Origin of the sequence: Microbacterium suaedae (assembly GCF_003254645.1) — a bacterium.
Classification (GTDB): Bacteria; Actinomycetota; Actinomycetes; order Actinomycetales; family Microbacteriaceae; genus Microbacterium; species Microbacterium suaedae.
Genome location: NZ_PNFD01000005.1, coordinates 85,037 through 109,157, shown reverse-complemented (window position 1 = coordinate 109,157; position 24,121 = coordinate 85,037). Strand labels below are relative to the sequence as shown.

Annotated in this window: 23 protein-coding genes; 16 read left to right on the top strand and 7 right to left on the bottom strand. The window is 68.8% G+C overall.

Annotated features, from left to right (window positions below; all coding sequences use genetic code 11):
* The first annotated feature begins 7 nt into the window (after positions 1 to 7).
* The 10 genes from C0012_RS14470 to rbfA all read left to right on the top strand — a co-directional run bounded on the left by C0012_RS14470 (position 8) and on the right by rbfA (position 11,355).
* Positions 8 to 322, top strand: coding sequence for a DMT family transporter (locus C0012_RS14470; RefSeq protein WP_110590288.1), 315 nt, complete (start codon positions 8 to 10; stop codon positions 320 to 322).
* Entirely contained in the window at positions 322 to 669 is a 348-nt protein-coding gene (locus tag C0012_RS14465; RefSeq protein WP_110590289.1) for a DMT family transporter, read from the top strand. The genes C0012_RS14470 and C0012_RS14465 overlap by 1 nt, the downstream gene beginning before the upstream one ends.
* A gap of 118 nt (positions 670 to 787) precedes the next feature.
* A complete protein-coding gene (locus C0012_RS14460) occupies positions 788 to 1,018 on the top strand; it encodes an SCO4848 family membrane protein (RefSeq protein WP_110590290.1) in 231 nt (76 codons plus the stop codon).
* 20 nt (positions 1,019 to 1,038) lie between these two features.
* Positions 1,039 to 1,947, top strand: coding sequence for an LLM class flavin-dependent oxidoreductase (locus tag C0012_RS14455; protein WP_110590291.1), 909 nt, complete (start codon positions 1,039 to 1,041; stop codon positions 1,945 to 1,947).
* A gap of 55 nt (positions 1,948 to 2,002) precedes the next feature.
* Complete coding sequence (locus tag C0012_RS14450) at positions 2,003 to 3,769, top strand: proline--tRNA ligase (RefSeq protein WP_110590292.1); 1,767 nt, start codon at positions 2,003 to 2,005, stop codon at positions 3,767 to 3,769.
* A 165-nt stretch (positions 3,770 to 3,934) separates the two neighbouring features.
* A complete protein-coding gene (locus tag C0012_RS14445) occupies positions 3,935 to 6,505 on the top strand; it encodes an ExeM/NucH family extracellular endonuclease (RefSeq protein WP_162621947.1) in 2,571 nt (856 codons plus the stop codon).
* 150 nt (positions 6,506 to 6,655) lie between these two features.
* Positions 6,656 to 7,645, top strand: a complete 990-nt coding sequence (gene nusA, locus C0012_RS14440) for a transcription termination factor NusA (protein ID WP_110590294.1) — start codon at positions 6,656 to 6,658, stop codon at positions 7,643 to 7,645.
* A gap of 40 nt (positions 7,646 to 7,685) precedes the next feature.
* The gene (locus C0012_RS14435; protein WP_110590295.1) at positions 7,686 to 7,958 is read left to right on the top strand and encodes a YlxR family protein; all 273 of its coding nucleotides are present in this window, start codon (positions 7,686 to 7,688) and stop codon (positions 7,956 to 7,958) included.
* A gap of 59 nt (positions 7,959 to 8,017) precedes the next feature.
* The gene (infB, locus tag C0012_RS14430; protein WP_110590296.1) at positions 8,018 to 10,843 is read left to right on the top strand and encodes a translation initiation factor IF-2; all 2,826 of its coding nucleotides are present in this window, start codon (positions 8,018 to 8,020) and stop codon (positions 10,841 to 10,843) included.
* An 80-nt stretch (positions 10,844 to 10,923) separates the two neighbouring features.
* Positions 10,924 to 11,355: a 30S ribosome-binding factor RbfA gene (gene rbfA / locus C0012_RS14425; RefSeq protein WP_110590297.1), complete on the top strand. Its 432-nt coding sequence runs from the start codon at positions 10,924 to 10,926 to the stop codon at positions 11,353 to 11,355.
* A 3-nt stretch (positions 11,356 to 11,358) separates the two neighbouring features.
* On the opposite strand, the gene C0012_RS14420 is transcribed toward rbfA, so the two are convergent.
* Positions 11,359 to 12,231: an HhH-GPD family protein gene (locus C0012_RS14420; protein WP_110590298.1), complete on the bottom strand. Its 873-nt coding sequence runs from the start codon at positions 12,229 to 12,231 to the stop codon at positions 11,359 to 11,361.
* Positions 12,232 to 12,369: 138 nt separating this feature from the next.
* Between C0012_RS14420 and C0012_RS14415 the strand changes: the two genes are divergently transcribed.
* Positions 12,370 to 13,038 carry a hypothetical protein gene (locus C0012_RS14415; RefSeq protein ID WP_110590299.1) on the top strand — a complete coding sequence of 223 codons (669 nt, stop codon included), beginning with the start codon at positions 12,370 to 12,372 and terminating at the stop codon, positions 13,036 to 13,038.
* On the opposite strand, the gene C0012_RS14410 is transcribed toward C0012_RS14415, so the two are convergent.
* Positions 13,020 to 13,481, bottom strand: a complete 462-nt coding sequence (locus tag C0012_RS14410) for a GNAT family N-acetyltransferase (RefSeq protein WP_110590300.1) — start codon at positions 13,479 to 13,481, stop codon at positions 13,020 to 13,022. The genes C0012_RS14415 and C0012_RS14410 overlap by 19 nt on opposite strands.
* A 23-nt stretch (positions 13,482 to 13,504) precedes the next feature.
* On the opposite strand from C0012_RS14410, the gene truB reads away from it, so the two are divergent.
* The 4 genes from truB to C0012_RS14390 are packed head-to-tail and all read left to right on the top strand — an operon-like array spanning position 13,505 to position 16,211.
* Positions 13,505 to 14,404 carry a tRNA pseudouridine(55) synthase TruB gene (gene truB, locus C0012_RS14405; protein WP_110590301.1) on the top strand — a complete coding sequence of 300 codons (900 nt, stop codon included), beginning with the start codon at positions 13,505 to 13,507 and terminating at the stop codon, positions 14,402 to 14,404.
* Positions 14,401 to 14,772 (top strand): hypothetical protein, encoded by a 372-nt coding sequence (locus C0012_RS14400; protein WP_110590302.1) that lies wholly within the window; start codon positions 14,401 to 14,403, stop codon positions 14,770 to 14,772. The genes truB and C0012_RS14400 overlap by 4 nt, the downstream gene beginning before the upstream one ends.
* Before the next feature lie 42 nt (positions 14,773 to 14,814).
* Complete coding sequence (locus tag C0012_RS14395; protein WP_110590303.1) at positions 14,815 to 15,243, top strand: hypothetical protein; 429 nt, start codon at positions 14,815 to 14,817, stop codon at positions 15,241 to 15,243.
* A complete protein-coding gene (locus tag C0012_RS14390; protein WP_110590304.1) occupies positions 15,240 to 16,211 on the top strand; it encodes a bifunctional riboflavin kinase/FAD synthetase in 972 nt (323 codons plus the stop codon). The genes C0012_RS14395 and C0012_RS14390 overlap by 4 nt, the downstream gene beginning before the upstream one ends.
* 1 nt (position 16,212) lies before the next feature.
* Here C0012_RS14390 and deoC read toward each other — a convergent pair whose 3' ends face one another.
* Positions 16,213 to 16,932 carry a deoxyribose-phosphate aldolase gene (gene deoC, locus C0012_RS14385; protein ID WP_110590305.1) on the bottom strand — a complete coding sequence of 240 codons (720 nt, stop codon included), beginning with the start codon at positions 16,930 to 16,932 and terminating at the stop codon, positions 16,213 to 16,215.
* Positions 16,933 to 17,124: 192 nt separating this feature from the next.
* On the opposite strand from deoC, the gene C0012_RS14380 reads away from it, so the two are divergent.
* A complete protein-coding gene (locus C0012_RS14380; RefSeq protein ID WP_110590306.1) occupies positions 17,125 to 19,275 on the top strand; it encodes a DEAD/DEAH box helicase in 2,151 nt (716 codons plus the stop codon).
* Here the strand turns inward: C0012_RS14380 and C0012_RS14375 are convergent.
* The 4 genes from C0012_RS14375 to C0012_RS14360 are packed head-to-tail and all read right to left on the bottom strand — an operon-like array spanning position 19,241 to position 24,052.
* On the bottom strand, positions 19,241 to 20,176 hold the full coding sequence (locus C0012_RS14375) for a PfkB family carbohydrate kinase (RefSeq protein WP_162621948.1): 936 nt from the start codon (positions 20,174 to 20,176) through the stop codon (positions 19,241 to 19,243). The genes C0012_RS14380 and C0012_RS14375 overlap by 35 nt on opposite strands.
* The gene (locus tag C0012_RS14370) at positions 20,173 to 22,170 is read right to left on the bottom strand and encodes a glycoside hydrolase family 32 protein (RefSeq protein WP_110590308.1); all 1,998 of its coding nucleotides are present in this window, start codon (positions 22,168 to 22,170) and stop codon (positions 20,173 to 20,175) included. Before C0012_RS14370 ends, C0012_RS14375 begins: the two co-directional genes overlap by 4 nt.
* 46 nt (positions 22,171 to 22,216) lie before the next feature.
* Positions 22,217 to 23,194 carry a glycoside hydrolase family protein gene (locus C0012_RS14365; protein ID WP_110590309.1) on the bottom strand — a complete coding sequence of 326 codons (978 nt, stop codon included), beginning with the start codon at positions 23,192 to 23,194 and terminating at the stop codon, positions 22,217 to 22,219.
* Positions 23,195 to 23,218: 24 nt separating this feature from the next.
* Entirely contained in the window at positions 23,219 to 24,052 is an 834-nt protein-coding gene (locus C0012_RS14360; protein ID WP_232527954.1) for a carbohydrate ABC transporter permease, read from the bottom strand.
* Positions 24,053 to 24,121 lie beyond the last annotated feature (69 nt).

The window sequence follows — 24,121 nt, the reverse complement described above, 5'->3', positions numbered from 1 at the left end:
AAACGCCATGGCCTGGGTCATATTGGTGCTCTCGGGGCTGCTTGAGGCGGTGTGGGCGACGGCGCTGAGCGCCTCGAAGGGATTTCGAAAGAAGCGACCGACGGTGCTCTTCGTCGTCGCTCTTCTCGCGAGCATGGCCGGGCTGGCGTACGCGATGCGGGTCATCCCGACCGGGACGGCCTACGCCGTATGGATCGGCATCGGAGCGGTCCTCACGACCGTGATCGCGATCGTGCGGCGGGAGGAGCGTCTCACGGTCGCGCGAGGCATCCTCCTGATCGTGCTCGTCGGCAGCGTCATCGGTCTAAAGGCGGTGGGCTGATGGCGCGCTGGATCGTCCTCCTCGCGAGCGCCGTGCTCGAGGCCGTCTGGGCGACGGCCCTGGGTTTCAGCGAAGGACTCACGCGGATCCTGCCGAGCGTCGTCTTCGTCGTCGCGCTCGCCGCGAGCATGGTCGGTCTCGGCTGGGCGAGCGCTCGCATCCCGATCAGCACGGCATACGCCGTCTGGAGCGGGGTCGGCGCCGCCCTCACCGTGGGCTACGCCATGATCACGGGGACGGAGACCGTCACGGCGCTGCGCGTCCTGTTCCTCCTCGGCATCATCGGCGCCGTGATCGGCCTCAAGGTCGTCAGCCCGCGGACAGAGGAGAATCAGGCGGCAGGGTGACGTCGGCGACGAAGACGCGGGGCGCGCGGCCTGCTGGGCTTCCGTGCACGCGCTCGAGACCTGATGCGGCGCGGCCCGCACGTGCCGCGATCGCGTCTCGCAGGTGGCGGGCGAGACAATGGTCGTCGTGCTGACCTTCCTTGCGCTTCTGCTCCTCGTCAATGCCGCCTTCAACGTGATCGTCTGGCCGCGCTTCTACACGCGCATCGCCGCGGATCCGCGCGCTCGCGACGAGAACGGGCGGCCCACGCGCTTCCTCACGGTGCATGCCGTCCTCATCGGTATCGCGTTGCTGCTCGCGCTCGGCTCGGCGCTCGCCGGCGGGGCCGTGCTCATCGGGTGGCGTTGACCCGCGCGTAACGTGGGAGCATGCAGTTCTCTCTCTGGCTTCCCGCGAACCTTCCCTGGCGCGAACTGCGCGCCGCTGCCGAGCATGCCGCAGCCGCGCGCGCGGGCGCGGCCACGTGGCGGGGTCTCTGGCTCGAGGATCACTTCATGGACAACACCGCGGAGCCGAATGACGGCGCACGCGGAGAGTGTCTCACGCAGCTTGCGGCCCTCGCGGCCAGCGTGCCGGATGTGCGCCTGGGGTCGATGGTGCTCGGCAACACCTACCGGCACCCCGCGGTCGTCGCGAAGCAGGCGGCCGCTCTGAGCGACGTCTCGGACGGGAGATTCGTGCTCGGTATGGGGGCCGGGTGGCAGGAGAACGAACACCGCGCATTCGGAATCGAGTACGGCGATGTTCCGAGCCGGATCCGCTGGTTCCGCGAGGCGCTCGACGTCATCACCCGACTGCGCGACGAGGACTTCGTCGACCACGCCGGCGAGCGGTACTCCCTCGAGCGTGCCTCCCTGAACCCGCGCCCGCATGCAAAGCTGCCGATCCTCGTCGGTGGCAAGGGCGAGAAGGTCATGCCGAAGATCGTCGCTCGCTACGCCGACGAATGGAACTTCTGGTCGACGCCCGAACAGTACGGACCGAAGAACGCGATCTTCACGGCGGCCCTTGAGAGGGCCGGCCGGGCACCCGAGTCGCTGTGGCGGACGACGCAGGCCCTCGTCTTCGTCGACGACGCGGCGAAGGCAGAGGCGGTGGCAGCGAAGGGGCGCCCGGCGATCGGCGGATCCGCGCAGCAGCTGGTCGACCGCATGGCCGAATACCGGGCCGCCGGCGTCGACGAGTTCCTCCTTCCGGTCACCAACCTCACTGATGCGTCGGCCATCTCCGATGCGAGTGACCGCTTCCTCGAGGAGATCGCGGCGCATCTCGCGTAGCTCCGTCGTCTGCGGCGTGCGGAGAAGAGTCGGACGGGCCGCATAGACTTCCCCTGTGGTCACCCGTCTTTCGAAGCTCTTCGTCCGCACTCTCCGCGAGGATCCCGCCGATGCGGAGGTGCGCAGTCACCGCCTCCTCGTCCGCGCCGGCTACATCCGGCGTCAGGCCCCCGGGATCTTCGCCTGGCTGCCGCTCGGACTGCGCGTCAAGACGCGTCTCGAGAGCATCGTGCGGGAGGAGATGGAGGCTGCGGGTGCGCAGGAAGTGCACTTTCCGGCGCTGATGCCGCGCGAGCCCTACGAGCAGACCGGGCGCTGGACGGAGTACGGCGAGGCCCTGTTCCGTCTGCAGGACCGCAGGCAGGCCGACTACCTTCTCGCACCCACGCACGAGGAGGCGTTCACGCTGCTCGTGAAGGACCTGTACACGTCGTACAAGGATCTGCCCCTGACGATTTACCAGATCCAGGACAAGTACCGCGACGAGGCGCGTCCCCGCGCGGGCCTGCTGCGCGGCCGCGAGTTCACGATGAAGGACGCGTACTCGTTCGACTACACGGACGAGGGGCTCGACCGCAGCTACGATGCCCAGCGCGACGCGTACGAGCGCATCTTCCAGCGCCTCGGTGTCGAGTACGAGATCGTGCAGGCCGATGCGGGCGCAATGGGCGGATCCCGAAGCGAGGAGTTCCTGCACCCGACGCCCGTCGGCGAGGACACGTTCGTCCGGAGCGCCGGCGGCTACGCCGCGAACGTCGAAGCCTTCACGACAGCGGCGCCCGAGGCCCTCCCGTACGACGACGCGCCGGCGCCGGTCGTGTACGAGTCGCCCGGGACGACGACGATCGACACGCTCGTCGCGCACGCGAACGAGGCCGTCCCCGGCGCGCCCGACGGGGGATGGACGGCAGCGCACACGCTGAAGAACGTCGTGCTGGCGCTCACGCATCCGGGCGGCGAACGCGAGACGGTCGTCGTCGGGATCCCGGGCGACCGCGACATCGACGACAAGCGGGTCGAGGTCGCCTTCGCCCCCGCCGAGGTGGAGGCAGCGACGCCGGAGGACCTCGAGAAGCACCCGCAGCTCGTCCGCGGTTTCATCGGCCCGTGGACGGCCGATGGAGCTTTCCTCGGCGCGGAATCCGCGACGGGGATCCGCTATCTCCTCGATCCGCGGATCGTCGATGGCACGCGGTGGATCACGGGAGCGAATGCTGCAGATCGTCACGTCTCGGGACTCGTCGCGGGCCGCGATTTCACGGCCGACGGCATCGTCGAAGCGGCGAATGTGCGCACGGGTGATCTGGCGCCCGACGGGTCCGGGCCGGTGACCCTCGAACGCGGGATGGAGATCGGTCACGTCTTCCAGCTCGGCCGCAAATACGCCGAATCGCTCGGGCTGAAGGTGCTCGACGAGAACGGCAAGCAGGTCACTGTGACGATGGGATCGTACGGGATCGGCGTCACGCGCGTCCTCGCGATCATCGCCGAGCTGCTGAGTGACGAGAAGGGTCTGATCTGGCCCGAGCAGATCGCACCGTTCGACGTGCACGTCGTCGCGACCGGCAAGGGGCAGGAAGCCTACGACCTCGCGGACGAGCTGATCGCGGGTCTCGAGGCTGCCGGACGCGATGTGCTGTTCGACGACCGCCCCAAGGCATCGCCCGGGGTGAAGTTCGGCGACGCTGAGCTCATCGGCGTGCCGCAACTCGTCGTTGTGGGGCGCGCCGCCAAGGACGGTCTGGTCGAACTCTGGGATCGCCGAACGGGAGACCGTGAGACGGTTCCGCTCGCTGACGCGATCGACCGTCTGACGACATAGGGCGCGTTCCGGGCACGAATGTCCGAGGTATCCGGCATGATCGGGGGCAGTTTCCCTCCCGGCCACCCGGAGGTCAGTTCCGTGAAACACGTCGACGGCAATATTCAGGAGTCGCCGACATTCGTCGACCGGACCCGACCAGATCATCAGGAAGATACTTCGTATATGTCACAGCAGACACGACCCCACGCGCGCCGCGCCGTGGCGACGATCGCGAGCGCCGGTCTGGCGCTGGGCGGACTCGTCGTCGTTCCCGCCGCGGCCGTCGCGGCGCCGGACGGATCCGGCCTCGTCATCAGTGAGGTGTACGGCGGCGGCGGCAACAGCGGCGCCCCGCTCACGAACGACTTCGTCGAGCTCTACAACCCCACCGAGGCGGCGATCGACCTCACCGAGCTGCGGCTCGAGTACAAGTCGTCTGGCGGTGGCTCGGGCGGCACGCTCGACCTCGAGGGCACCGTCGGACCGGGTGCTTACTTCCTCGTTCAGCTGTCGGGGGGCGGCGGCTCGGGTGAGCCCCTTCCCACGCCCGATCAGCTCGGGTCGATGAACATGTCCGCGTCGAACGGGCGCGTGTACCTCTACGAGGGCGACGGCCAGTTCCCGGCGACGGAGGGAGATCTCGCGGGGACGACAGGTCTCGTCGACATGATCGGATACGGCTCCGCGGTGTCCTATGAGACGGCGGCGGCCGGTCGTCTGAGCAACACGACGAGCGCGTCGCGCGATGTCGACGGAACCGATACCGACGACAACTCCGCCGACTTCACGGTCGGCGAGCCGAGCCCGGCGAGCGCGGGCGGCGACTCCGGAGACCCCGACCCCACGCCGACCGACCCCGTCGACATGACGATCGCCGAGGTGCAGGGCACCGGCGACGCGAGCGAGCACCAGGGTGTGACGGTCGTCGTCGAAGGTGTCGTCACCGCCGACTGGCGTGAGGGCGGCTTCAACGGCTTCACGCTGCAGGATCCGGCAGGAGACCCGAGCGACGGCGCCTCGGACGCGATCTTCGCGTGGGGCGACTCGGCGCGCGCCGAGATCGGCCAGAGCGTGCGCGTGACGGGTGAGGTCAGCGAGTACCAGGGGCTCACCGAGATCACGGTCGACGACATCGAGGTGCTTGCTGAAGACCTCGGCGAGATCGAGCCGCTCACCGATTGGGACGAGATCGCGACCGAAGCGGGGAAGCAGGCTCACCAGAGCGAGCTTGTGTTCCTCGAGGCGCCCTTCACGGTGACCGACAACTACGACGCGAACTACTACGGATCGTTCCAGCTCGCGCTGGGCGACGAGCCGCTGCGTCAGCCGACCGCCGACATTGACCCCCACGACACGGCGGCGATCGACGCGGCACTGGCCGAGAACGAGGCACGGTCGATCACGCTCGACGACGGGCGCAGCACGAACTTCAGCTCGCGCACCGACGAGCCGCTGTCGTATCTCACGCTCGATTCGCCCGTGCGCGTCGGTGCACAGGTGACGTTCGAACAGCCCGTCGTGCTCGACTATCGCTACGGCGGTTGGAGCCTGCAGCCGACCACGCCGATCACGGGCGCTGGGTCGGACGTCGTCACCTTCAGCGACGAGCGCGCGGCCAATGCCGCCCGTGAGGACGTCGGAGGCGATATCGCCATGGCGAACTTCAACGTGCTGAACTACTTCCCGACCACCGCGGCCGAGTTCGTCGACGCGGGGCTCGGCACCTGCACGACCTACGATGACCGCGAGGGCACGCCCATCGGGTCGCGTCGTTGCGACCCGAACGGCCCGCGCGGCGCCGCGACGACCGAGAGCTTCGAACGGCAGGAGGCGAAGATCGTGAACGCGATCAGCGCCCTCGACGCTTCGATCGTCTCGCTCCAGGAGGTCGAGAACTCCGCCTCCTTCGGGAAGGATCGCGACGCGGCCGTCGCGACGCTCGTGGACGCGCTGAACGCGAACGACGGCGAGGGAGTGTGGGGATACGCTCCGAGCCCCGCCGAGGTTCCGGTCGAGGAGGACGTGATCCGCAACGCGTTCATCTTCCGCACGGCAGACGTCGAGCTCGTCGGCGAGTCGTACATCCTCACGGGTGACCCGGCGTTCACGAACGCGCGTGAGCCGCTGTTCCAGGGCTTCAAGGCAGCAGGTGCGAGCGACGACGAGGCCTTCCTCGTCTCCGCGAACCACCTCAAGTCGAAGGGGTCCGGTGTCGACGACGGTACGGGCCAGGGCAACGCGAACCCCGACCGCATCGCGCAGGCCGAGGCGCTCGTCGAGTACGCGGCCGATGTGCAGGAGCTGACGGGCATCGACGGCGTCTTCCACACGGGTGACTTCAACGCTTACGCCGCGGAGGACCCGGCGCGTGTGATCGAGGAGGCGGGCTACACCAACCTCAACTACGCGCTGAACGGTGGCGAGGCGAGCTATGTCTACGACGGCATGTCCGGTTCGCTCGACCACGTCTTCGCAAACGAGGCGGCCCTCGACCTCGTGACCGGCGTCGACGTGTGGCAGATCAACGCGCAGGAGCAGGTCGGCTACGAGTACAGCCGCTACAACTACAACGCGACGCTGCTGTACGACGAGTCGGTCTTCCGCGCGAGCGACCACAACCCAATCATCGTCGGCCTCTCGGCACCCGAAGAAGAGGTTTCGGAGCACCCGGGCAAGGGCCGCGGCAAGGCCAAGGGACTCGGCAACGGAAACGGCAAGGGCAAGGGCTGGGGGCTGATCTCAGACCGGCTCTGACCGACGCATGATTCGTCGAGGGTCCGTCTCCCGCCCGGGAGGCGGACCCTCGACGCGTTCCCCCAGCTGACACGGGGAGTGCATCCGGTATCGTCGGGGAGACATCGGCGCGATGGACGGCCGATGGGAGAGCTGAATAGGGAGGCTGCTGTGGAGATCGATCTTGCTCTGTTGCGTTCGATCGAGCGCGAGAAGGAGATTCCGTTCGATGAGCTGGCGGCGATCATCGAACAGGCCGTGCTCACGGCTTACGCGAAGCACGTGACGCAGAGCGGCGAGCTTCCTGCGGGCGCTCGCGCCGAGCTCGACCGCAAGACCGGCCACGTCGCCGTGCTCACGCCCGTCACCGATGAGGAAGACGCGGTCATCGGTGAGGAAGAGCAGAACCCCGAGGACTTCGGACGTATCGCGGCGTACGCTGCGAAGCAGGTCATCAGCCAGCGACTGCGTGACATTGCGGACGACGCCGTGCTGGGCGAGTTCCGCGGCAAGGAGGGCGACATCGTCGCCGGCGTCGTGCAGCAGGGTCCGAACCCTCGCATGATCCACATCGATCTCGGCACCATCGAGGCGATCCTCCCGCCCGAAGAGCAGGTGCCGGGCGAGGAATACCCGCACGGCGCGCGCATCCGCGTCTACGTCACGAGTGTGTCGCGTGGAGCCAAGGGGCCGTCGATCACCGTGTCGCGGACGCACCCGGGGCTGGTGCGCAAGCTCTTCGCGCTCGAGGTTCCCGAGATCGCGTCGGGGATCGTCGAGATCACATCGCTCGCACGCGAGGCGGGTCATCGAACGAAGATGGCGGTCACGGCGCGCGATGCATCGATCAACGCGAAGGGGTCGTGCATCGGAGAGCTCGGACGCCGCGTGCGTGCCGTGCAGGACGAGCTGGGCGGAGAGAAGATCGACATCGTCGACTTCGACACCGATCTGGCGTCGTTCGTCGCCCACGCGCTGAGCCCTGCGAAGGTGTCGTCGGCGTTCGTCCTTGACGAGAAGACGAAGGCCGTGCGCGCACTCGTGCCGGACTACCAGCTGTCGCTCGCGATCGGCAAGGAAGGGCAGAACGCCCGCCTTGCCGCGAAGCTGACGGGCGCGAAGATCGATATCCAGCCCGACAGCATCCTTGACGAGGACTGACGCCACGCCCAGGGCGGCCGCGAAGGGCGAGACGTGTAAGATGGACCCTGTACGAACGTGCGTCGGATGCCGCGCTCGTGCTTCCCGATCCGCTCTTCTGCGGGTGATCGTCACCGATTCTCGGCTCGTCGTAGACGAGCTCGGTTCGATGCCAGGGAGGGGCGCGTGGGTGCATCCCGTACGCACGTGCGTCGAACTGGCCCTCCAGCGGCGCGCATTCGTACGAGCACTCCGTGTGTCGGGGCCACTCGACACGCAGACACTCGAGGAACGGCTGAACAGCTATGGAAATCAAGTGAACGGCTCGAAATGAGACCCGTCCGCCTCTAGAGGTCTGCCCTGTCTGGGCAGCCTCGCCCAGACAGGAGAATTGTGGCAAAACCACGCGTACATGAGATCGCGGCCGAACTCGGCGTTGACAGCAAGACGGCGCTCGCGAAGCTCAAGGAGCTCGGCGAGTTCGTGAAGAGCCCGTCGTCGACCGTTGAACCGCCCGTCGCGCGCAAGCTGCGCGCTGCGTTCGAGTCCGAAGGCGGAGCGAAGCCCGCCGAGGCCAAGAAGCCTGGCGCGAAGCCTGGCGCCCCGACACTGGGGGCCGGTCGTGCGAAGTCGGGCGCCCCGACGCCGGGTCCGAAGCCCGGTCAGAAGAAGTCCGAGGCTCCGTCGCCGGGTAGCGCTGCGCCGAGCCCCGGCAGTTCCGCTCCGTCGCCCGGCAGCTCCGCTCCGAGCCCCGGCAGTGCCGCGCCGAGCCCCGGCAGCTCCGCTCCGTCGCCCGGCAGCGCCGCGCCGAAGCCGGATGCGGCCGCGCAGGGTGCGCCGAAGCCCGGCGGGCCCAAGCCCGGTGCTCCGAAGCCCGGTGGTGGCGCCAAGTCCGGTGCCCCCAAGCCCGGTCAGGCACGCCCCGGCAACAATCCGTTCGCCTCCTCGCAGGGGATGGGCAAGCGCCCCGGCGGACCGCGCCCGGGCAACAACCCCTACTCCTCGTCGCAGGGAATGGGCCAGCGTCCGACTCCTGGCAACATCCCCCGCCCCCCGAAGCCGCAGGCCCCACGTCCCGGCGCTCCGAAGCCGGGTCGTCCCGGTGGCGGCGGTCGCGGTCGTCCCGGCGGCGGAGGTCGTCCGGGCGGCGGAGCACCGTTCCAGCAGCGCCCCGGCGGCGGTCCTGGTGGCGGTCCCGGTGCCGGTGGCGGTTTCCGTCCGGGTGGCGGCTTCGGCGGTCGTCCCGGTCCGGGTGGTCGCCGCGGTGGTACGGCCGGCGCATTCGGAAAGGGGGGCGGTAAGTCTCGCCAGCGCAAGTCGCGTCGCGCGAAGCGCCAGGAATTCGAGATGCGCCAGGCGCCCGTCGTCGGCGGCGTCAAGGTTCCCAAGGGCGATGGCGACACCATCATCCGGATGCGGCGCGGTGCATCGATCTCCGACTTCGCCGAGAAGCTCGAGCAGATGCACGGCGTTCCGGTCCAGCCCGGCAACCTCGTGACGGTGCTGTTCCATCTCGGTGAGATGGCGACGGCGACCGAGTCGCTCGACGAATCGACGTTCGAGGTGCTCGGCGCCGAGATCGGCTACAAGGTCGAGATCGTCTCGCCCGAGGACGAGGACAAGGAGCTCCTCGAGAGCTTCGGACTCAACCTCGAGCAGGAAGAGCTCGAGGAGGACGACGAGAACCTCGAGATCCGTCCTCCGGTAGTTACGGTCATGGGTCACGTCGATCACGGAAAGACGCGACTTCTTGACGCGATCCGTCACACGACCGTGATCGAGGGCGAAGCCGGCGGCATCACCCAGCACATCGGCGCCTACCAGATCTGGACCGAGCACGAGGAACACGATCGCGCGATCACGTTCATCGACACCCCCGGTCACGAGGCCTTCACGGCCATGCGTGCCCGCGGTGCCGATGTCACCGATATCGCGATCCTCGTCGTCGCGGCCGACGACGGCATCATGCCGCAGACGGTCGAGGCGCTGAACCACGCGCAGGCGGCAGATGTGCCGATCGTCGTTGCGGTCAACAAGGTCGACAAGCCCGATGCCAACCCCGCCAAGGTGCGCTCGCAGCTCACCGAGTACGGCGTGGTGGCCGAGGAATACGGCGGAGACGTCATGTTCGTCGATGTCTCGGCACGCGACAACCTGGGCATCCAGGAGCTTCTGGACGCCGTTCTCCTCACGGCCGACGCGGGTCTCGACCTTCGTGCGAACCCCCACAAGGAAGCACGCGGAATCGCGATCGAGGCGAAGCTCGACAAGGGCCGCGGATCGGTTGCGACTGTCCTCGTGCAGGGCGGAACGCTCCGCGTCGGCGACCCGATCGTCGCGGGCACGGCCTTCGGCCGCGTACGCGCCATGATCGACGAGCACGGTGAGCGCGTGAAGGAGGCGGCTCCGTCGCGTCCCGTCCAGGTGCAGGGCCTCAACTCGGTCCCGCGCGCGGGCGATCTGTTCCTCGTTCCCGAGGACGACCGAACCGCACGTCAGATCGCCGAGAAGCGCGAGGCCGTCGAGCGCAACGCGGCCCTGGCGAAGGCCCGCAAGCGCATGTCGCTGGAGGACTTCACCAAGGCACTCGAAGAGGGCAAGGTCGAGTCGCTCAACCTCATCATCAAGGGCGACGTCTCGGGTGCCGTCGAGGCGCTCGAGGAGGCGCTGCTCAAGATCGAGGTCGACGACAGCGTGCAGCTGCGGATCATCCACCGTGGCGTCGGCGCGATCACCGAGAGCGACATCAACCTCGCCACGATCGACAACGCGATCGTGCTCGGCTTCAACGTGCGTCCGGATACGAAGGCACGCGAGGCCGCGCAGCGCGAGGGCGTGGACACGCGCTTCTACAACGTCATCTACAACGCGATCGATGACGTCGAGGCTTCGCTCAAGGGCATGCTCAAGCCCGAGTACGAAGAGGTCCAGTCCGGTGTCGCCGAGATCCGCGAGGTGTTCCGCTCCTCGAAGTTCGGCAACATCGCGGGTGTCATCGTCCGCAGCGGAACCATCACGCGCAACGCCAAGGCGCGCGTGATCCGCGACGGGGTCGTGCTCGCCGATGGTCTGGCTATCGAGTCGCTGCGTCGCTTCAAGGACGACGTGACCGAGGTCAAGACCGACTTCGAGGCCGGTATCGGTCTCGGCAAGCACAACGACATCCAGATCGGCGACGAGATCGAGACGATCGAGATGGTCGAGAAGCCCCGCGACTGACGCGGATCTCGCATGGATCGAACCTGCCGGGTGGCCCTTTCTCGGGTCACCCGGCAGGATCGTCTGGGGAAAGGAACATCATGTCTGGTTTCGAACGGCAGGCGCGCGTCGCCGACCGCATCCGCGTGATCCTGTCGGAGCGGCTGCAGAAGGGTCTTCGCGACCCGCGGCTGGGCTTCGTCACGATCACCGATGTGCGCGTCACGGGTGATCTGCAGAACGCCAGCGTCTTCTACACGGTCTACGGCACGGACGAGGAACGCGAGGGCACCGCCGCCGCGTTGCGAGCCGCGACGGGCATGCTCCGCAGCGAGGTCGGGCGACAGCTCAACACGCGGCTGACGCCGACGCTCGAGTTCATCGCCGACGCGCTTCCCGAGGAGGCGTCGCACCTGTCCGATCTGCTGCGTCAGGCGCGCGAACGCGACGAGCAGGTGCACGGCCTGGCGGCGAACGCGCAGTATGCGGGCGAAGAGGATCCCTATCGGCGCGCCGACGAGGACGAAGACTGACCGTCAGCGCGGCAGCGACACGAGCTCGCCGTCCGATGCGATGAGCCCGTCGTCGAACAGCGACGCGATCGCCCGATCCCGTTGCGCGCGATCCGGCCAGTCAGCGAGTAGAACGTCCTGGGGGAGCGGGTCCGGATCCGAGGCCCGCAGCGCCTTCAGCGCGCGCCCGCGCGCCTGCCGGTCGCTTCCCTCGTAGCGGGCCTGCTTTCGTCGCGTGTCCTCCGTCCACGGAGATCCCGCCGCAACCCACGCGCAGTGGTGTCGGATGGGGCACGCGTCGCACCGCGGGGATCGCGCTGTGCACACCGTCTGTCCGAGTTCCATCGCGGCGGCGTTCACGACCGCCGCCTCGGCGGCGGGCTCGGGCAGGATCGACGCCATCTGCGTGAGGTCGCGACGGTGTGCGGTGCCCGGATGGGCTTTCCCGTCGAGTGCGCGCGCCAGCACCCGGCGGGTATTCGTGTCGACGACCGGATGGCGGTCACCGTATGCGAAGACCGCGACGGCTCGCGCCGTGTAGTCACCGATGCCCGTGAGAGCCAGAAGCGCGTCGACATCGCGCGGCACGACACCCGCATGGCGGTCGCGGATCTCGATGGCTGCGCTGTGCAGCCAGAGGGCGCGACGCGGATAGCCGAGATCGGCCCACTGCGTGACGGCGTCCGCGGGCGCGGAAGCTGCGAGATCCGTGGGAGTCGGCCACCGTGCGAGCCACGTCTCGAGCCGAGGGATGACGCGCGCGACGGGCGTCTGCTGCAGCATGAACTCGCTCACGAGCGTGCCCCACGCACCGAAGCCGGGGCGCCGCCACGGGAGATCGCGCGCTTCGCGTCGATACCACGGCGCGAGTGCGTCGGCGAGGGGAGAGTCGGGCATCCGAACATTCTAGATCGGAGCGATCGTGATCGAACGGTTGCATTGACGAGGGCTTTCGTGACCATCTCGTGTCATTCGCCGCGTAGTCTCGCTGAGAGCCCTCTGCCACCGTTCGCTCGATCCCCCCCCGGAGAGACCATGACGCATCCCCGCGCGCGCCGTGTCGGCGCCGTCGCAACGGTGTCGATCCTGGCCGCGGGAGCGCTGGCGGCGTGCACGACGGATGTTCCCACGGTTCCCGAGCAGACCACGCCTTCGGCGATGTCCTCACTCGGGTCGTCGGCTCTGCCGACCCCGACGGCGACGCCCGAGATCGAGGAGGCGAACGACCCCGCGGACACCGATTCGTGGGTCGTGACGGAGAACGCGGTCGGTCCTGTCGAGATCGCTGCGGACTACGACGAGACGCTCGACGAGATCCGGGCCACGGGCATCGGCCCGCTCGACTGCGACGGCGTCGCCTACGGGTTCTCCGAGGACAACGCCTATGACGTCATGATCCTCGAGGACGGCGACGCCGACTCGGGTGGGATCGTCGAGGTCACCGTCGGTTGGAACGGTGACACGATGGGTGTCGGGCCGCGCACGGCGGAAGATCTCGGGGTCGGTTCGACGAAGTCGCAGGTGCTCGGCACGTACGACTCGGCCGTGGAATCGAGTTCGGCGATCGCGGATCGGTCGTTCGTCGAGATCGCCGACGACGATGGGACGAGCACGCTCGTGTTCACCTACCTCGATGGCTACGACGGCGCCGTGTCGGTGTCCGTGATCTCGGGCGAGGAGCCGGCCTACGAGCCCTGCGCCTGAGACCGGGCGATCATCGGAACGTGGGGGATGCCGTCTTCGAGGAATTCAGCTCCCGATGGCGTGAAGTCGAAGCGGGCGTACCAGTCGACCAGATGCGCTTGCGCGTCGAGGCGCACCGAGCGCGGTGCTGAGATCCGCATCGCCTCTCGCATGAGTCGCGCCGCATTTCCGCGCCCGCGTCCGCGGGGGTCCGTGACGACACGTCCGATCCGGGCGTCATCGCCGTCGTTCAGCAGTCGCAGGCTCGCGAGAACCTCGCCGTCCCGTTCGATCCACATCATGCGCGCGTCGGCCTCGAGATCGCGTCCGTCGAGTTCCGGGTAGGGACACTCCTGCTCGACGACGAACACGTCGACGCGCAGTCGCAGCAGCCGGTAGAGCACGACCGGGTCGATGTCACGGAGGCGGGCGATGCGGAGGGCCGGTTCGGAGGATGCAGACATCGACCCAGAATAAGCTGGCGGACATGGCCGAATCCGGGATCCTCCTCGTCGACAAGCCCGCGGGAATCACCAGTCACGACGTGGTCGCCCGCGCGCGCCGCGCGCGAGGAACGCGCAAGGTCGGGCACGCGGGCACGCTCGACCCGATGGCGACGGGCCTGCTGATCGTCGGGGTCGAGGCTGCGACGCGTCTGCTGACCTTCATCGTCGGCCTCGACAAGACCTATCGTGCGACGATCCGCCTCGGACAGACGACGACGACCGACGACGCAGACGGTGACGTCGACGTCACCGCGTCCGCTGAGGCGGTCGCCGACGTGACCGAGGAGCGGATCCGAGACGGGGTCGCCGCCCTCACCGGGGCGATCTCGCAGGTGCCGAGCGCCGTCTCGGCGATCAAGGTCGACGGCCGACGGGCGTACGACCGGGTGCGCGCCGGCGAGGAGGTCGAGCTGAAGGCGCGCGATGTCGTCGTCTCGCGCTTCGAGGTCTCCGCTGTACGTCACGGGGATGGCGTCGTCGACGTCGACGTGGAGGTCGACTGCTCCTCAGGGACGTACATTCGCGCGCTTGCACGCGACCTCGGTGCCGCGCTCGGCGTGGGCGGACACCTCACGATGCTGCGCCGTACTCGGATCGGGTCCTTCGACGTCGCGGGCGCACCGGGCGCCGACGAGCTCGAAGACGCCGAGCTGGTCACCCCCGCGGACGCGGCCCGGCGCGTGCTCGGCGATCTCGACGTCACGAGCGATATCGCCCGCGATCTGCGCCACGGAAAGCGCGTCGAGGCGCCCGATTCCTTCGACGGTCCGCGCGCCGCGATCGATCCCGACGGCGCGCTCATCGGCGTCGTCGAACGGCGCGGCGGCGCGATGAAGAGCGTCATGAACATGCCCGAGCCGCAGCCGGGGACTGCCCGATGATCCTCGGGTACACGGTCGTCCAGATCGCGGTCGCGGGAGCGGCCGGAATTCTCTGCATCATTCTGGGGCTTGCGGGCAGACGCCCCGGAGACGTCTCCGTCGGATCCCTGGCCCTCGTTCAGCTTCTCCTCGTCGCGCAGATCGTCATCGCGATCGTCGCTCCCTTCGTGGGGAACGCCGCGGTGGGGGACCTCCTCGAGTTCTGGACCTACCTCGTCTCGGCGGCGATCCTCCCGATCGGCGGCATCGTCTGGGCGTTCGTGGACCGCGGCCGGTGGAGCGTCGTCGTCATGGGTGTGCTCGCCCTCGCCGTCGCCGTCATGGTCTATCGCATGCACGTGATCTGGACGGTGCTCCCCGCGGCGTGAGCGGCCGTCCGTCAGGTGCGGAACACTAAGCTGGATCCCGCTATGTCTGACACCCGCACATCGCGCCGCATCACCGGCATCGGCACGGTGCTCACCTTCGTGTACGCCGTGATGGCCCTCGCCGCGACGGGGCGCTCGTTCGTCCAGATCGCCGCGCGGTTCGACCAGGCTCCGATCCCGTATCTGCTGAGCGCTGCGGCCGCGGCCGTGTACATCCTCGCGACGGTCGCGCTCCTGCTGTCGAAGAGCGCCTCCTGGTACCGCGTCGCCTGGGTCGCCGTGATCTTCGAACTCGTCGGGGTGCTGGTCATCGGCACGCTCAGCTGGGCCGTCGCGGACGTCTTCCACGCCGATGCGACCGTGTGGTCGCTCTACGGGCAGGGGTATGTGTGGATTCCGCTCGTGCTGCCGTTCGTCGGCATCTGGTATCTCTCGTCGCACCGGCCGAGCCCCGCAGAGGCACCGGCATGATCGTCCTGCGTGACGTCGCCGAGGTTCCTGCCGACATCGGGCGAACGGTGGTGGCGATCGGCAAGTTCGACGGATTGCACGCCGGTCACCGCGCGATCATCGACCGGCTCCTCGTCGACGCCGCGTCCTGCGACGCGACGACCGTCGCCGTCACGTTCGACCGGAACCCGCTCGCGACGATCGCGCCAGAGCGCTGCCCGGAGTCGCTCGTCGGCGTCGAGCAGAAGATCGACCTGCTGTCTGCGACGGGCCTCGACGCGGCGCTCGTGCTGCGCTTCGACGCGGCGCTCGCGTCGCTGCCGCCGGAGGAGTTCGTCGTCCGACACCTCGTTGCGGCGCTGCACGCGCAGCGCGTGCTCGTGGGCGAGGACTTCCGGTTCGGGTATCGCGGCGAGGGGGACGTCGATCTGCTTCGGCGCCTGGGCGTCGAACACGGATTCACTGTCCACGTGATGTCCGACGTCGCGAGCGGATCCGCCGGCGACGATGCGGGGCGCCGCGTCTCGTCGACGTGGATCCGCGACCTCCTCGCGTCGGGCGACGTTCAGCGCGCGGCGAAGCTCCTCGGGCGCAACCATGCCGTGCGCGGGATCGTCGTGCGCGGGCTGCGTCGCGGCCGTGATCTGGGCTTCCCGACCGCGAACCTGGCCTCCGACCTGACGGGATTCGTGCCCGCCGATGGCGTGTACGCCGGATGGGTCGTGGTCCGGCGCCCCGAGGGTGAGCTCGGAACGGGGTCGCGGTATCCGGCGGCGATCTCCGTCGGGACCAATCCGACCTTCGATGACGTCCCCGAGCGGGTCGTCGAGGCGCACGTCCTCGATCGCGACGACCTCGACCTGTACGGCCGGACGGTCGACGTCGAGTTCGCCCACCGGATCCGCGGCATGGTCGCGTTCGACGGGCTTGAACCCCTTGTCGCGCAGATGCGCGCGGACGTGGAGTCCGCGCGCACCCTGCTCCGCTAGTTCAGTAGCTCGAGGAGTCTTCGGCGGCGGTTGCGTCGCCGCCCGCGAGGCGCGTGCGCAGCTCGCCAAGGATCGTCGCGCTCGCGCTCGTGCCGAGGCGCGTCGCGCCCGCGGAGAGCATGGCCGCTGCCGACTCGAGTCCGCGCACGCCGCCCGAGGCCTTCACCTGCACGGCCTCCGACACGGTCGCGCGCATGAGGGAGACGTGCTCGACCGTCGCGCCACCGCCGGCGAAGCCCGTCGACGTCTTGACGAAGGTCGCGCCGCCCTGCTCCGTCAGGCGGGAACCGCGCGCGATCTGTTCGTCGTTCAAGAAGCTCGTCTCGAGGATCACCTTCGAGACGGACCCATCTGCCGCCTCGACGACCGCGCGGATGTCGTCGACGACACGGGCATCCTCGCCGCCGAGGAGGCCGCCGATGTGGACGACCATGTCGAACTCGCTCGCGCCGTCGTCCTTCGCCTGGCGCAGCTCGGCGACCTTGGCTGCCGTGGACGTTGTCCCGTGAGGGAAGCCGATCACGGTCCCGACCGCGACGCCCGTGCCGTCGAGGCGGCGGACGGCGTAGGCGATGTCGGAGGGGCGCACGCAGACGCTGAACACATTCCACTCGGCCGCGATGTCGAGCTCGCGGTCGACATCGGCGCGCGTGAAGTCGGGCTTGAGGATCGCGTGGTCGATCGCCTGCGCGACCTGCTTTTCGGTGAGCTCGATTGCCATATCGCCAGGCTACCCGGCGGAGTCGTGGAGTTCGCGCGGGAATGGCGTAGACTGTCCTCGTCACCCGCGGAGCATTCTGGCCGGGTTCTCCGGCCGCGCTGACCTCACCCGGTTCGGCGCCGCGACCCGCGATGCACGACCTCACGGCCCGTCGGCTGAATCAGCCCACGGCGATGAAGGCTCAGGAGGAGCATGCCGACTACGGCACCCGCGCGGCAGCGCAAGAAGTCCTCGTCCGCACGTCGCGACGACGAGGCGCCCATCATCCCGATCCTCGCGCGCAAGGTGCGCGAGGTTGAGGCGAAGGCCCAGAAGAACAAGCTGGGCCCCACGAACCGCGTCAAATTCCAGGTGATCGCGTTCCTCGTCCGCGAGGAGCGAGCGCGTGTGAAGGACGACGACTCTCTGGGGACAACGGCGCGCGCGGAGCTGCTCAAGCGGCTCGACGGCGTCGCGACGATCCTCGCGAAGACGGCGGCGCGTGACACCTCCCTCATCCAGCTGCTCGAAGTCGACCAGGCGACGAGTCCTGTCGCGCGGCGCATGCGCCGCGACTGGCTGCTCGACGCGGGCGTCGAGCTCGCGCCGGAGGAGCTCGTCATCGACGACGCGAAGCCCACCGTCGCCGAGCCGATCGTGCCGGCCGTCGCGGCCGAGCGCGCCGTGCGCCCGCCGCAGGTCGATGCACGGATCGAATCGAACCCGTTCCTCGCGCCGGATCCCGCCCGCTTCGAGACCGTGACGCAGCCGCGCCGACGGCTCGACGGCTGGGAGCTGATGGGTCCGCTGTACAAGTCGTTCGCGCAGGGCGCGGGCGGGGGATCCGCGACGATGCCCCTGCCCGACGTGCCCGAGTTCGATCGGCTGTCGCCGCGCGGTTTCGAGATCATGCCGCACCAGGCGCGCTTCCTCGAGGCCGTCCGCGACGGACATCGCCGCTTCCTCCTCGCCGACGAGCCGGGCCTCGGGAAGACGGCGCAGTCGGTTCTCGCCGCCTCCGTCGCAGATGCCTACCCGCTCCTCGTCGTCGTGCCCAACGTGGTCAAGATGAACTGGGCGCGCGAGGTCGAGCGCTGGACGCCGCAGCGGCGATCGAGCGTCATCATGGGCGACGGGAAAGACGTCGATGCCTTCGCCGACGTGTTCATCGTCAACTACGAGATCCTCGACCGGCACCTCGGCTGGCTCGCGGAGGTGGGCCTGCGCGGCATGGTCGTGGACGAGGCGCACTTCATCAAGAACCTCTCCTCGCAGCGCTCGCAGAACGTGCTCGCCCTCTCGCAGCGCGTGAGAGAGACGACGCCGAACGGCGACCCGCTGCTCATGGCTCTCACGGGCACGCCCCTCATCAACGACGTCGAGGACTTCGACGCGATCTGGCGCTTCCTCGGCTGGGCCGATGGGACCAAGCCAGGGCCCGAGCTCATGGAGCGGCTCGACGCCACCGGGTATACGCCGGCCGACAAGGCGTTCTACCCGTCCGCGCGCCAGGCCGTCATCGACATGGGCATCGTCCGCCGCCGCAAGAAGGACGTCGCCCGCGATCTTCCGGACAAGCTCGTCGCTGACATGCCCGTGCAGCTCGACGACGAGTTCGGTCGCTCGATCGCGCAGGCCGAGCGCGAGCTCGCGAAGCGCCTCGTGGCGCGCTACCGACGCATCATCGAGGCCCGCGGTGATCGCGGCCTCGAGCCGGGCGAGATCGATGAAGACATCGTGAACCTCGTCGCGTCGGGTGAGCTCGAGGAGTCGCGCGCGGTGGGCGCCGACGGCGACAACGTGTTCTCGATGGTGCGCCGCATCGGCCAGGGCAAGGCCCAGCTCGCGGCCGACTACGCCGCGCAGCTGCAGCGCTCGGTCGGGAAGGTCGTGTTCTTCGCGAAGCACATCGACGTCATGGACCAGGCCGAGCAGCAGTTCCGCGACGCCGGGATCCCTGCCGTGTCGATCCGGGGTGAACAGAGCTCGGCGGCCCGTCAGAAGGCGATCGACGCCTTCAACGGCGACCCCGAGATCGGTATCGCCGTGTGCTCGCTCACCGCGGCGGGCGTCGGCGTCAATCTGCAGGAGGCGTCGAACGTCGTGCTCGCCGAGCTGAGCTGGACGGCCGCCGAGCAGACGCAGGCGATCGACCGCGTACACCGTATCGGACAGGACGAGCCCGTCACGGCATGGCGCATCATCGCCGCGCACACGATCGATCAGCGGATCGCCGAGCTCATCGATTCGAAGGAGGGGCTCGCAGCCCGCGCCCTCGACGGTGCGCAGATGGCCGAGGGCGAGACCGAATCCGTGCAGCTCGGGGCGCTCAAGTCGCTGCTGCGGGACGCGCTGGGCGGCTGAGCTCGGCGCTCGTGGGCGGGTTCGCGCCGCGTCGCGTGACCGTGATGGCCGCGGCGCGCTGGGCTGCGTCGCCCGCCGCCGCGAGGTCGTCGCGCCCGTAGTCCGCGAGGGAGTCGCCGCGCGCGATGACGTGCGCGGCGAGCGCCGACATGTACGAGTCGCCCGCGCCGATCGTGTCGACGACCGAGACCCGCGGTGCCTTCAGGCTGACGCGCTCCTGGGCGGTCGCGAGGAGGGATCCCTCGCCCCCGCGGGTGATCGCGACGAGCGACGGACCATCCGCGAGAAGGCGGGTTGCGACGTCGTCGAGGGGGAGGCCCGGGAAGATCCACCCGGCGTCCTCGTCGCTCAGCTTCACGATGTGCGCCGAGGAGGCGAGCTCGTGCACGCGCCGGACGGCGGCTTCGCGCTCGCCGATGAGGTCGGCGCGAATGTTCGGGTCGAACGTCACGAGCGGATCCGCGGAGCCCGCGAGCGCGCGTTCGAGCAGCGGGAGCGTCTCGTCGAAGAACGCCGTGAAGGATCCGATATGGACGTGCGTCCACGGCGTCTCCCACGTCTCCGGCCGCGGCCGGGGATCCCAGCTGATCTGGAAGTCGTACGAGGCCGATCCATCGTCTGCAAGGCGCGCCGCCGCGACGGATGACGTGCCGTGGGCCTCGCCGACGTCGGTGACGCCGTCGGCCTCGAGGCGTGCGGCGAGGACCCGCCCGTCCTCGTCATCGCCTATGTGGGCGAGGAGGCCGACATCGACTCCGAGCCGTGCGAGGCCGATCGCGACGTTGAAGGGACTGCCGCCCGGCGTGCGCGAGGTGCGTCCGTCGGAGGCGCGCACCTCGTCGATCAGGGCCTCGCCGATGACGAGGGAACGTGGCGAGGCAGGCGAGGGTGCGAGGTTCATTCGGCTCCGTCCATGTGCACGATGTGGTCGACGATGAGGTGGCCCCAATCGCCTGTGGCGTCGTCGAGGATCTGAATCTGCGCTGCGCGGCCGGCGTATTCGCTGACGTCCCATTCAACCGCACGCAGCGTGGCGTCGTCCCGTCCCGTCGCCGTGCGTACCGGTTCGCCGTCGAGCAGGAGCTGCACCGACGTCGCCGGCTCCACGCCGAGGGCGCCGTCGCCGCCCGCGAGGAGGAAGCGGATCCGGGTCCGGTCGATCGTGAATTCGGGGGAGGTGATCGAACCTGTCGCGGTGTCCCCGCCCCCGGCGAAGGTGTCGGCGACGCGCTCGCCGACCTGCCCGGGGAAGGAGGACGCTGTCGTGCCGGCGTCTGCGAAGGAGCCTGTCGCCGTCCAGCCGGCGCCCCAGCTCTCGGACTCGAAGTCGTTCAGCACCCGCGCCGGGCGCGGCGCCATCGGTGCGAACTCGGTCACGACGACGTCGCGGAACGTGGCGGACCCACCGACCGTGTACAGCGCGAGACCGACGTCCTCTGGCGGCGCGAAAACCTGATTCGAATGCACGCGCTGGCCGCCGTCAACGAACAGCTCGACGGAGGTGCGGTCCACGAGCACGGTGAGGCGGACGTCCTCGCCCGCGGTGAGCGGCGCCCGGCTCTCGGCGGTGTCGTCTCCGCCCGGGTGCCCCGTCCCGCCGCGGTTCACATATGAGTATTCTCGTGTCGCTCCGATGTCTGCGTGGCGGGACCCATCGTCCGAGCGGCGCACCTGGATCCCGACGTTCTGCGCGGTCTGCCACGACACTGTCGTCTCGAACCGGTAGGCGGCACCGCTGTAGTCGAGCACCCTGTGACCGTCGACCTCGACGTCGCCGAGTGAGACCGACCGCGTCGCATGGTCGTCGAGCGCGGGCGCTGGACGGGAGAGGAGCCGGTAGCCGTCGTCGCCGCCGACGAGCCGGAGCTCGCGCGTGATCGAGTCGGTGCCGTTGAAGCCATCGGCAGGCCACGTGACGGTGTCGTGCGGATAGGCCCAGCTGTTCATCCACCCGACGGCGAGTCGCCGGTCGAGCGGCGCGGAAGCGTCGGGCCACGTTACGGCGCCGTACCAGTCGTAGCCGTTGTCGAGCCAGCGGGGCTCGGCATGGTCGAAGTGGAACCGCTCTCCGTCGAAATCGCCCGTCCAGTAGGCGAAGGTCGCCGGATCGTCCGTCAGATAGCCGTTTGCGCTGACGCCGAGCACCCAGTGGAGCGAACCATCGTCCGCGCGGATACGGAACAGGTCAGGGCACTCGATCATGCCGATGCCCTGGTCGACGTGCTCCCACCGTCGCGTCCAGTCGATGAGATCGGGTGAGGTATAGAAGCTGATGCGGTCCGCCTCCGCGATGAGCGCGACCCACCTGCCGCGTTCGTCGTCCCAGACGACCTTCGGATCCCGGAAGTGCTCGCGTCCCCCGTTCGGGATCACGGGCTGCTCGCCGTGCGGGCGGAAGGTGTATCCGTCGTCGAGCGAGTACCACAGGAACTGTGCCTGCGGCCCGGAGGCGTCTTCCTTCTCGGCCTCGGTCGGGTGATCCATCTGGGTGACGAGCATGACGACGGCGTCCTCGCCGAAGCCGGCCGTGTTCTCGGCGTCGACGACGGCCGAGCCGGACCAGAGGTCGTAGTTGGCGTTGGTGTCCTTGGGGGCCGCGACGCCCTGGTCCGCCCACCGCACGCCGTCGCGACTCGTCGCGTGCCGCCATTCTGTGCCGTGATTGGCGTCCGGATCGGCGTCGTAGTCGCCGTTGTAGAGGTAGTAGGAGTGGTAGGTTCCGTCGATCAGGATCGGCCGCTGGGGGTCGTTCTTCCAATGGTCCGGAACGGTGAAGTGGTACTCGGCGCGGTACTCGTCTGCGTTCTCGGCCGTGGCGGGGGTGCTCGTCATCGAGACGGCGAGCACCCCCGCCGCGGCGAGCGCACAGATGCCGCTGCGCGTGGTCTTTCTCATGTCACGTGACTCCGTTGTCGTCGTGGGAGGGAAGGGGGCAGGGGCGCTACGACGCGGCGGGCTCCGGAGCCTCCGCGGTCTCGGCGACGACGAGGCGATCGCCTCGCCACTCGACCGGCATCGGATCCGTCACGCCTCCGACGAAGGCCCCGGTCTCGTCGGCGTTGCGGAATGCGAACAGCATCCACCGGCCGTCCTCGCGGCGCCGCAGCAGGCGCCCGACGTACAGCCGCTCATCCGTGAGCGGATAGGCGCCCGAGATGTCGTACGGGCCGGTGAGCGAATCGATGTTGACCGCCCAGGTGCCCCCGCGATCGCCTCCGCGGGCGGCAGTGGCGTGGTCGGCGAGGCACGAGAACAGGAGGACGGGCCTCCCGTCGACGACCTCGACCTGCAGCACCTCGAGCTGACCGAATCCGTCCGCCGAGGGGGACGACAGCGGTTCGCGCAGTGTCCACGCATCGAGGTCGGGTGAGGTCGCGTGGCCGACGACGCCGCGTCCGAAGACCTCGCCTTCCGGTGCGCGGGCGGTGATGAGCATGTGCCATCCGTCGCCGCCCGGATCGCGAAGGACCCAGGGATCCCGGAACGCCTCGTCCTGCCAGGCGTCCGATTCGATCGTCTCGTAGCGCGGCGGCGCGGCGCGGAGGATCGGCCCCGGCCGCTTCGTCCACCTCATCAGATCGGGCGAGGTCGCCATCCCGATCGACTGCACGTTCTTCCCGGAGCTGTCGAGCGACGCCCCCGTGTAGAACATGACCCATTCGCCGTCATCGCGGCGGACCACGGATCCGGTCCAGGTCGCGAGGTCGTCGAAGGCCGGCGCGTCGCTGCGCACGAGCGCGTCTTCGACCTGCGTCCACGTGCGCAGATCGGTCGAGACCGCGTGACCGATCGACGCGCGGTGGTGCCGAGCGTCGGGGTCGTGCAGGGCGCGCGACGCATAGAGGAAGAAGAGGTGGTACTGCTCGCCGTCGTCGGCGAACCAGTAGTCCCACACCCAGGAGCCGGGGAGATCGAACATGAGTTCCTTTCGGGGAAGGTGCGTTCAGCCCTTGACGCCCGTCGCAGCGATGCTGCTGACGAAGGCGCGCTGGAACGCGAGGAAGACGACGAGAACGGGGATCGTGATCATCGACGTGTACGCCATGACCTCACCCCATTCGGGATTGAGCTGGAAGAAGTACTGCATGCCGATCATGACTGGGCGCAGTTCCTCTTTCTGCACCGTCATCAGGGGCCAGAGGTACTGGTTCCAGGCGGGGAGGAAGGTGAGGATCGCGACGGTCGCGAATGCGGGGCCCGACAGCGGCACGATGAGCTTGCGGTAGATCATGAACCAGCTCGCGCCGTCGATGCGCGCCGCCTCGTCGAGTGATTTCGGGATCGTTGAGAAGTACTGCGTGAACAGGAAGACCGCGAAGGCGTTGGCGATGAATGGGACGATCTGCACGTGATACGAGTTCAGCCACCCGAAGTCGTACTTGAGGACGCCGCCCTCCATGACGAGGGTCGGCAGCATCGAGACCCAGTACACGAGCGGCACGGCGATCGTCTCGAACGGCACGATGAGGGTCGCGATGATGATGCCGAACACGAGGCCCCGGCCGCGCCATTCGAGGCGCGAGAGCGCGAAGCCCGCCATGGAGTTCACGAACAGTCCGCCGACCACGATGAACACGGTGATGAGCACCGAATTGAAGAGGAACTGGCCGACGGGGACTCGGTCGAACACAGCGCTGTAGTTGTCGAGGCTGATGTCGCCGACGGGCAGCAGCGCGCGCACCGAGTTCGAGTCGGACATCACCTGGCCCGAAGGCTTCAGGCTCGAGACGAACATGAACACGAGCGGCGCGATGAAGAAGAGCGCGAGGCCGGACATCGCGACGTAGGTCCATGCCCGCCGGCGGCGGCGCAGCGCCGCATCGGACGGGCGCCGATGCGCGCTGTC

What these genes read in the sequence shown, in the direction of transcription:
- C0012_RS14470 (WP_110590288.1), top strand. Translation starts at nt 8, where the DNA reads ATGGCCTGGGTCATATTGGTGCTCTCGGGGCTGCTTGAGGCGGTGTGG.
- C0012_RS14465 (WP_110590289.1), top strand. Translation starts at nt 322, where the DNA reads ATGGCGCGCTGGATCGTCCTCCTCGCGAGCGCCGTGCTCGAGGCCGTC.
- C0012_RS14460 (WP_110590290.1), top strand. Translation starts at nt 788, where the DNA reads ATGGTCGTCGTGCTGACCTTCCTTGCGCTTCTGCTCCTCGTCAATGCC.
- C0012_RS14455 (WP_110590291.1), top strand. Translation starts at nt 1,039, where the DNA reads ATGCAGTTCTCTCTCTGGCTTCCCGCGAACCTTCCCTGGCGCGAACTG.
- C0012_RS14445 (WP_162621947.1), top strand. Translation starts at nt 3,935, where the DNA reads ATGTCACAGCAGACACGACCCCACGCGCGCCGCGCCGTGGCGACGATC.
- C0012_RS14435 (WP_110590295.1), top strand. Translation starts at nt 7,686, where the DNA reads ATGGACCCTGTACGAACGTGCGTCGGATGCCGCGCTCGTGCTTCCCGA.
- rbfA (WP_110590297.1), top strand. Translation starts at nt 10,924, where the DNA reads ATGTCTGGTTTCGAACGGCAGGCGCGCGTCGCCGACCGCATCCGCGTG.
- C0012_RS14420 (WP_110590298.1), bottom strand. Translation starts at nt 12,231, where the DNA reads ATGCCCGACTCTCCCCTCGCCGACGCACTCGCGCCGTGGTATCGACGC.
- C0012_RS14415 (WP_110590299.1), top strand. Translation starts at nt 12,370, where the DNA reads ATGACGCATCCCCGCGCGCGCCGTGTCGGCGCCGTCGCAACGGTGTCG.
- C0012_RS14410 (WP_110590300.1), bottom strand. Translation starts at nt 13,481, where the DNA reads ATGTCTGCATCCTCCGAACCGGCCCTCCGCATCGCCCGCCTCCGTGAC.
- truB (WP_110590301.1), top strand. Translation starts at nt 13,505, where the DNA reads ATGGCCGAATCCGGGATCCTCCTCGTCGACAAGCCCGCGGGAATCACC.
- C0012_RS14400 (WP_110590302.1), top strand. Translation starts at nt 14,401, where the DNA reads ATGATCCTCGGGTACACGGTCGTCCAGATCGCGGTCGCGGGAGCGGCC.
- C0012_RS14395 (WP_110590303.1), top strand. Translation starts at nt 14,815, where the DNA reads ATGTCTGACACCCGCACATCGCGCCGCATCACCGGCATCGGCACGGTG.
- C0012_RS14390 (WP_110590304.1), top strand. Translation starts at nt 15,240, where the DNA reads ATGATCGTCCTGCGTGACGTCGCCGAGGTTCCTGCCGACATCGGGCGA.
- deoC (WP_110590305.1), bottom strand. Translation starts at nt 16,932, where the DNA reads ATGGCAATCGAGCTCACCGAAAAGCAGGTCGCGCAGGCGATCGACCAC.
- C0012_RS14380 (WP_110590306.1), top strand. Translation starts at nt 17,125, where the DNA reads ATGCCGACTACGGCACCCGCGCGGCAGCGCAAGAAGTCCTCGTCCGCA.
- C0012_RS14375 (WP_162621948.1), bottom strand. Translation starts at nt 20,176, where the DNA reads ATGAACCTCGCACCCTCGCCTGCCTCGCCACGTTCCCTCGTCATCGGC.
- C0012_RS14370 (WP_110590308.1), bottom strand. Translation starts at nt 22,170, where the DNA reads ATGAGAAAGACCACGCGCAGCGGCATCTGTGCGCTCGCCGCGGCGGGG.
- C0012_RS14365 (WP_110590309.1), bottom strand. Translation starts at nt 23,194, where the DNA reads ATGTTCGATCTCCCCGGCTCCTGGGTGTGGGACTACTGGTTCGCCGAC.
- C0012_RS14360 (WP_232527954.1), bottom strand. Translation starts at nt 24,052, where the DNA reads ATGTCCGGCCTCGCGCTCTTCTTCATCGCGCCGCTCGTGTTCATGTTC.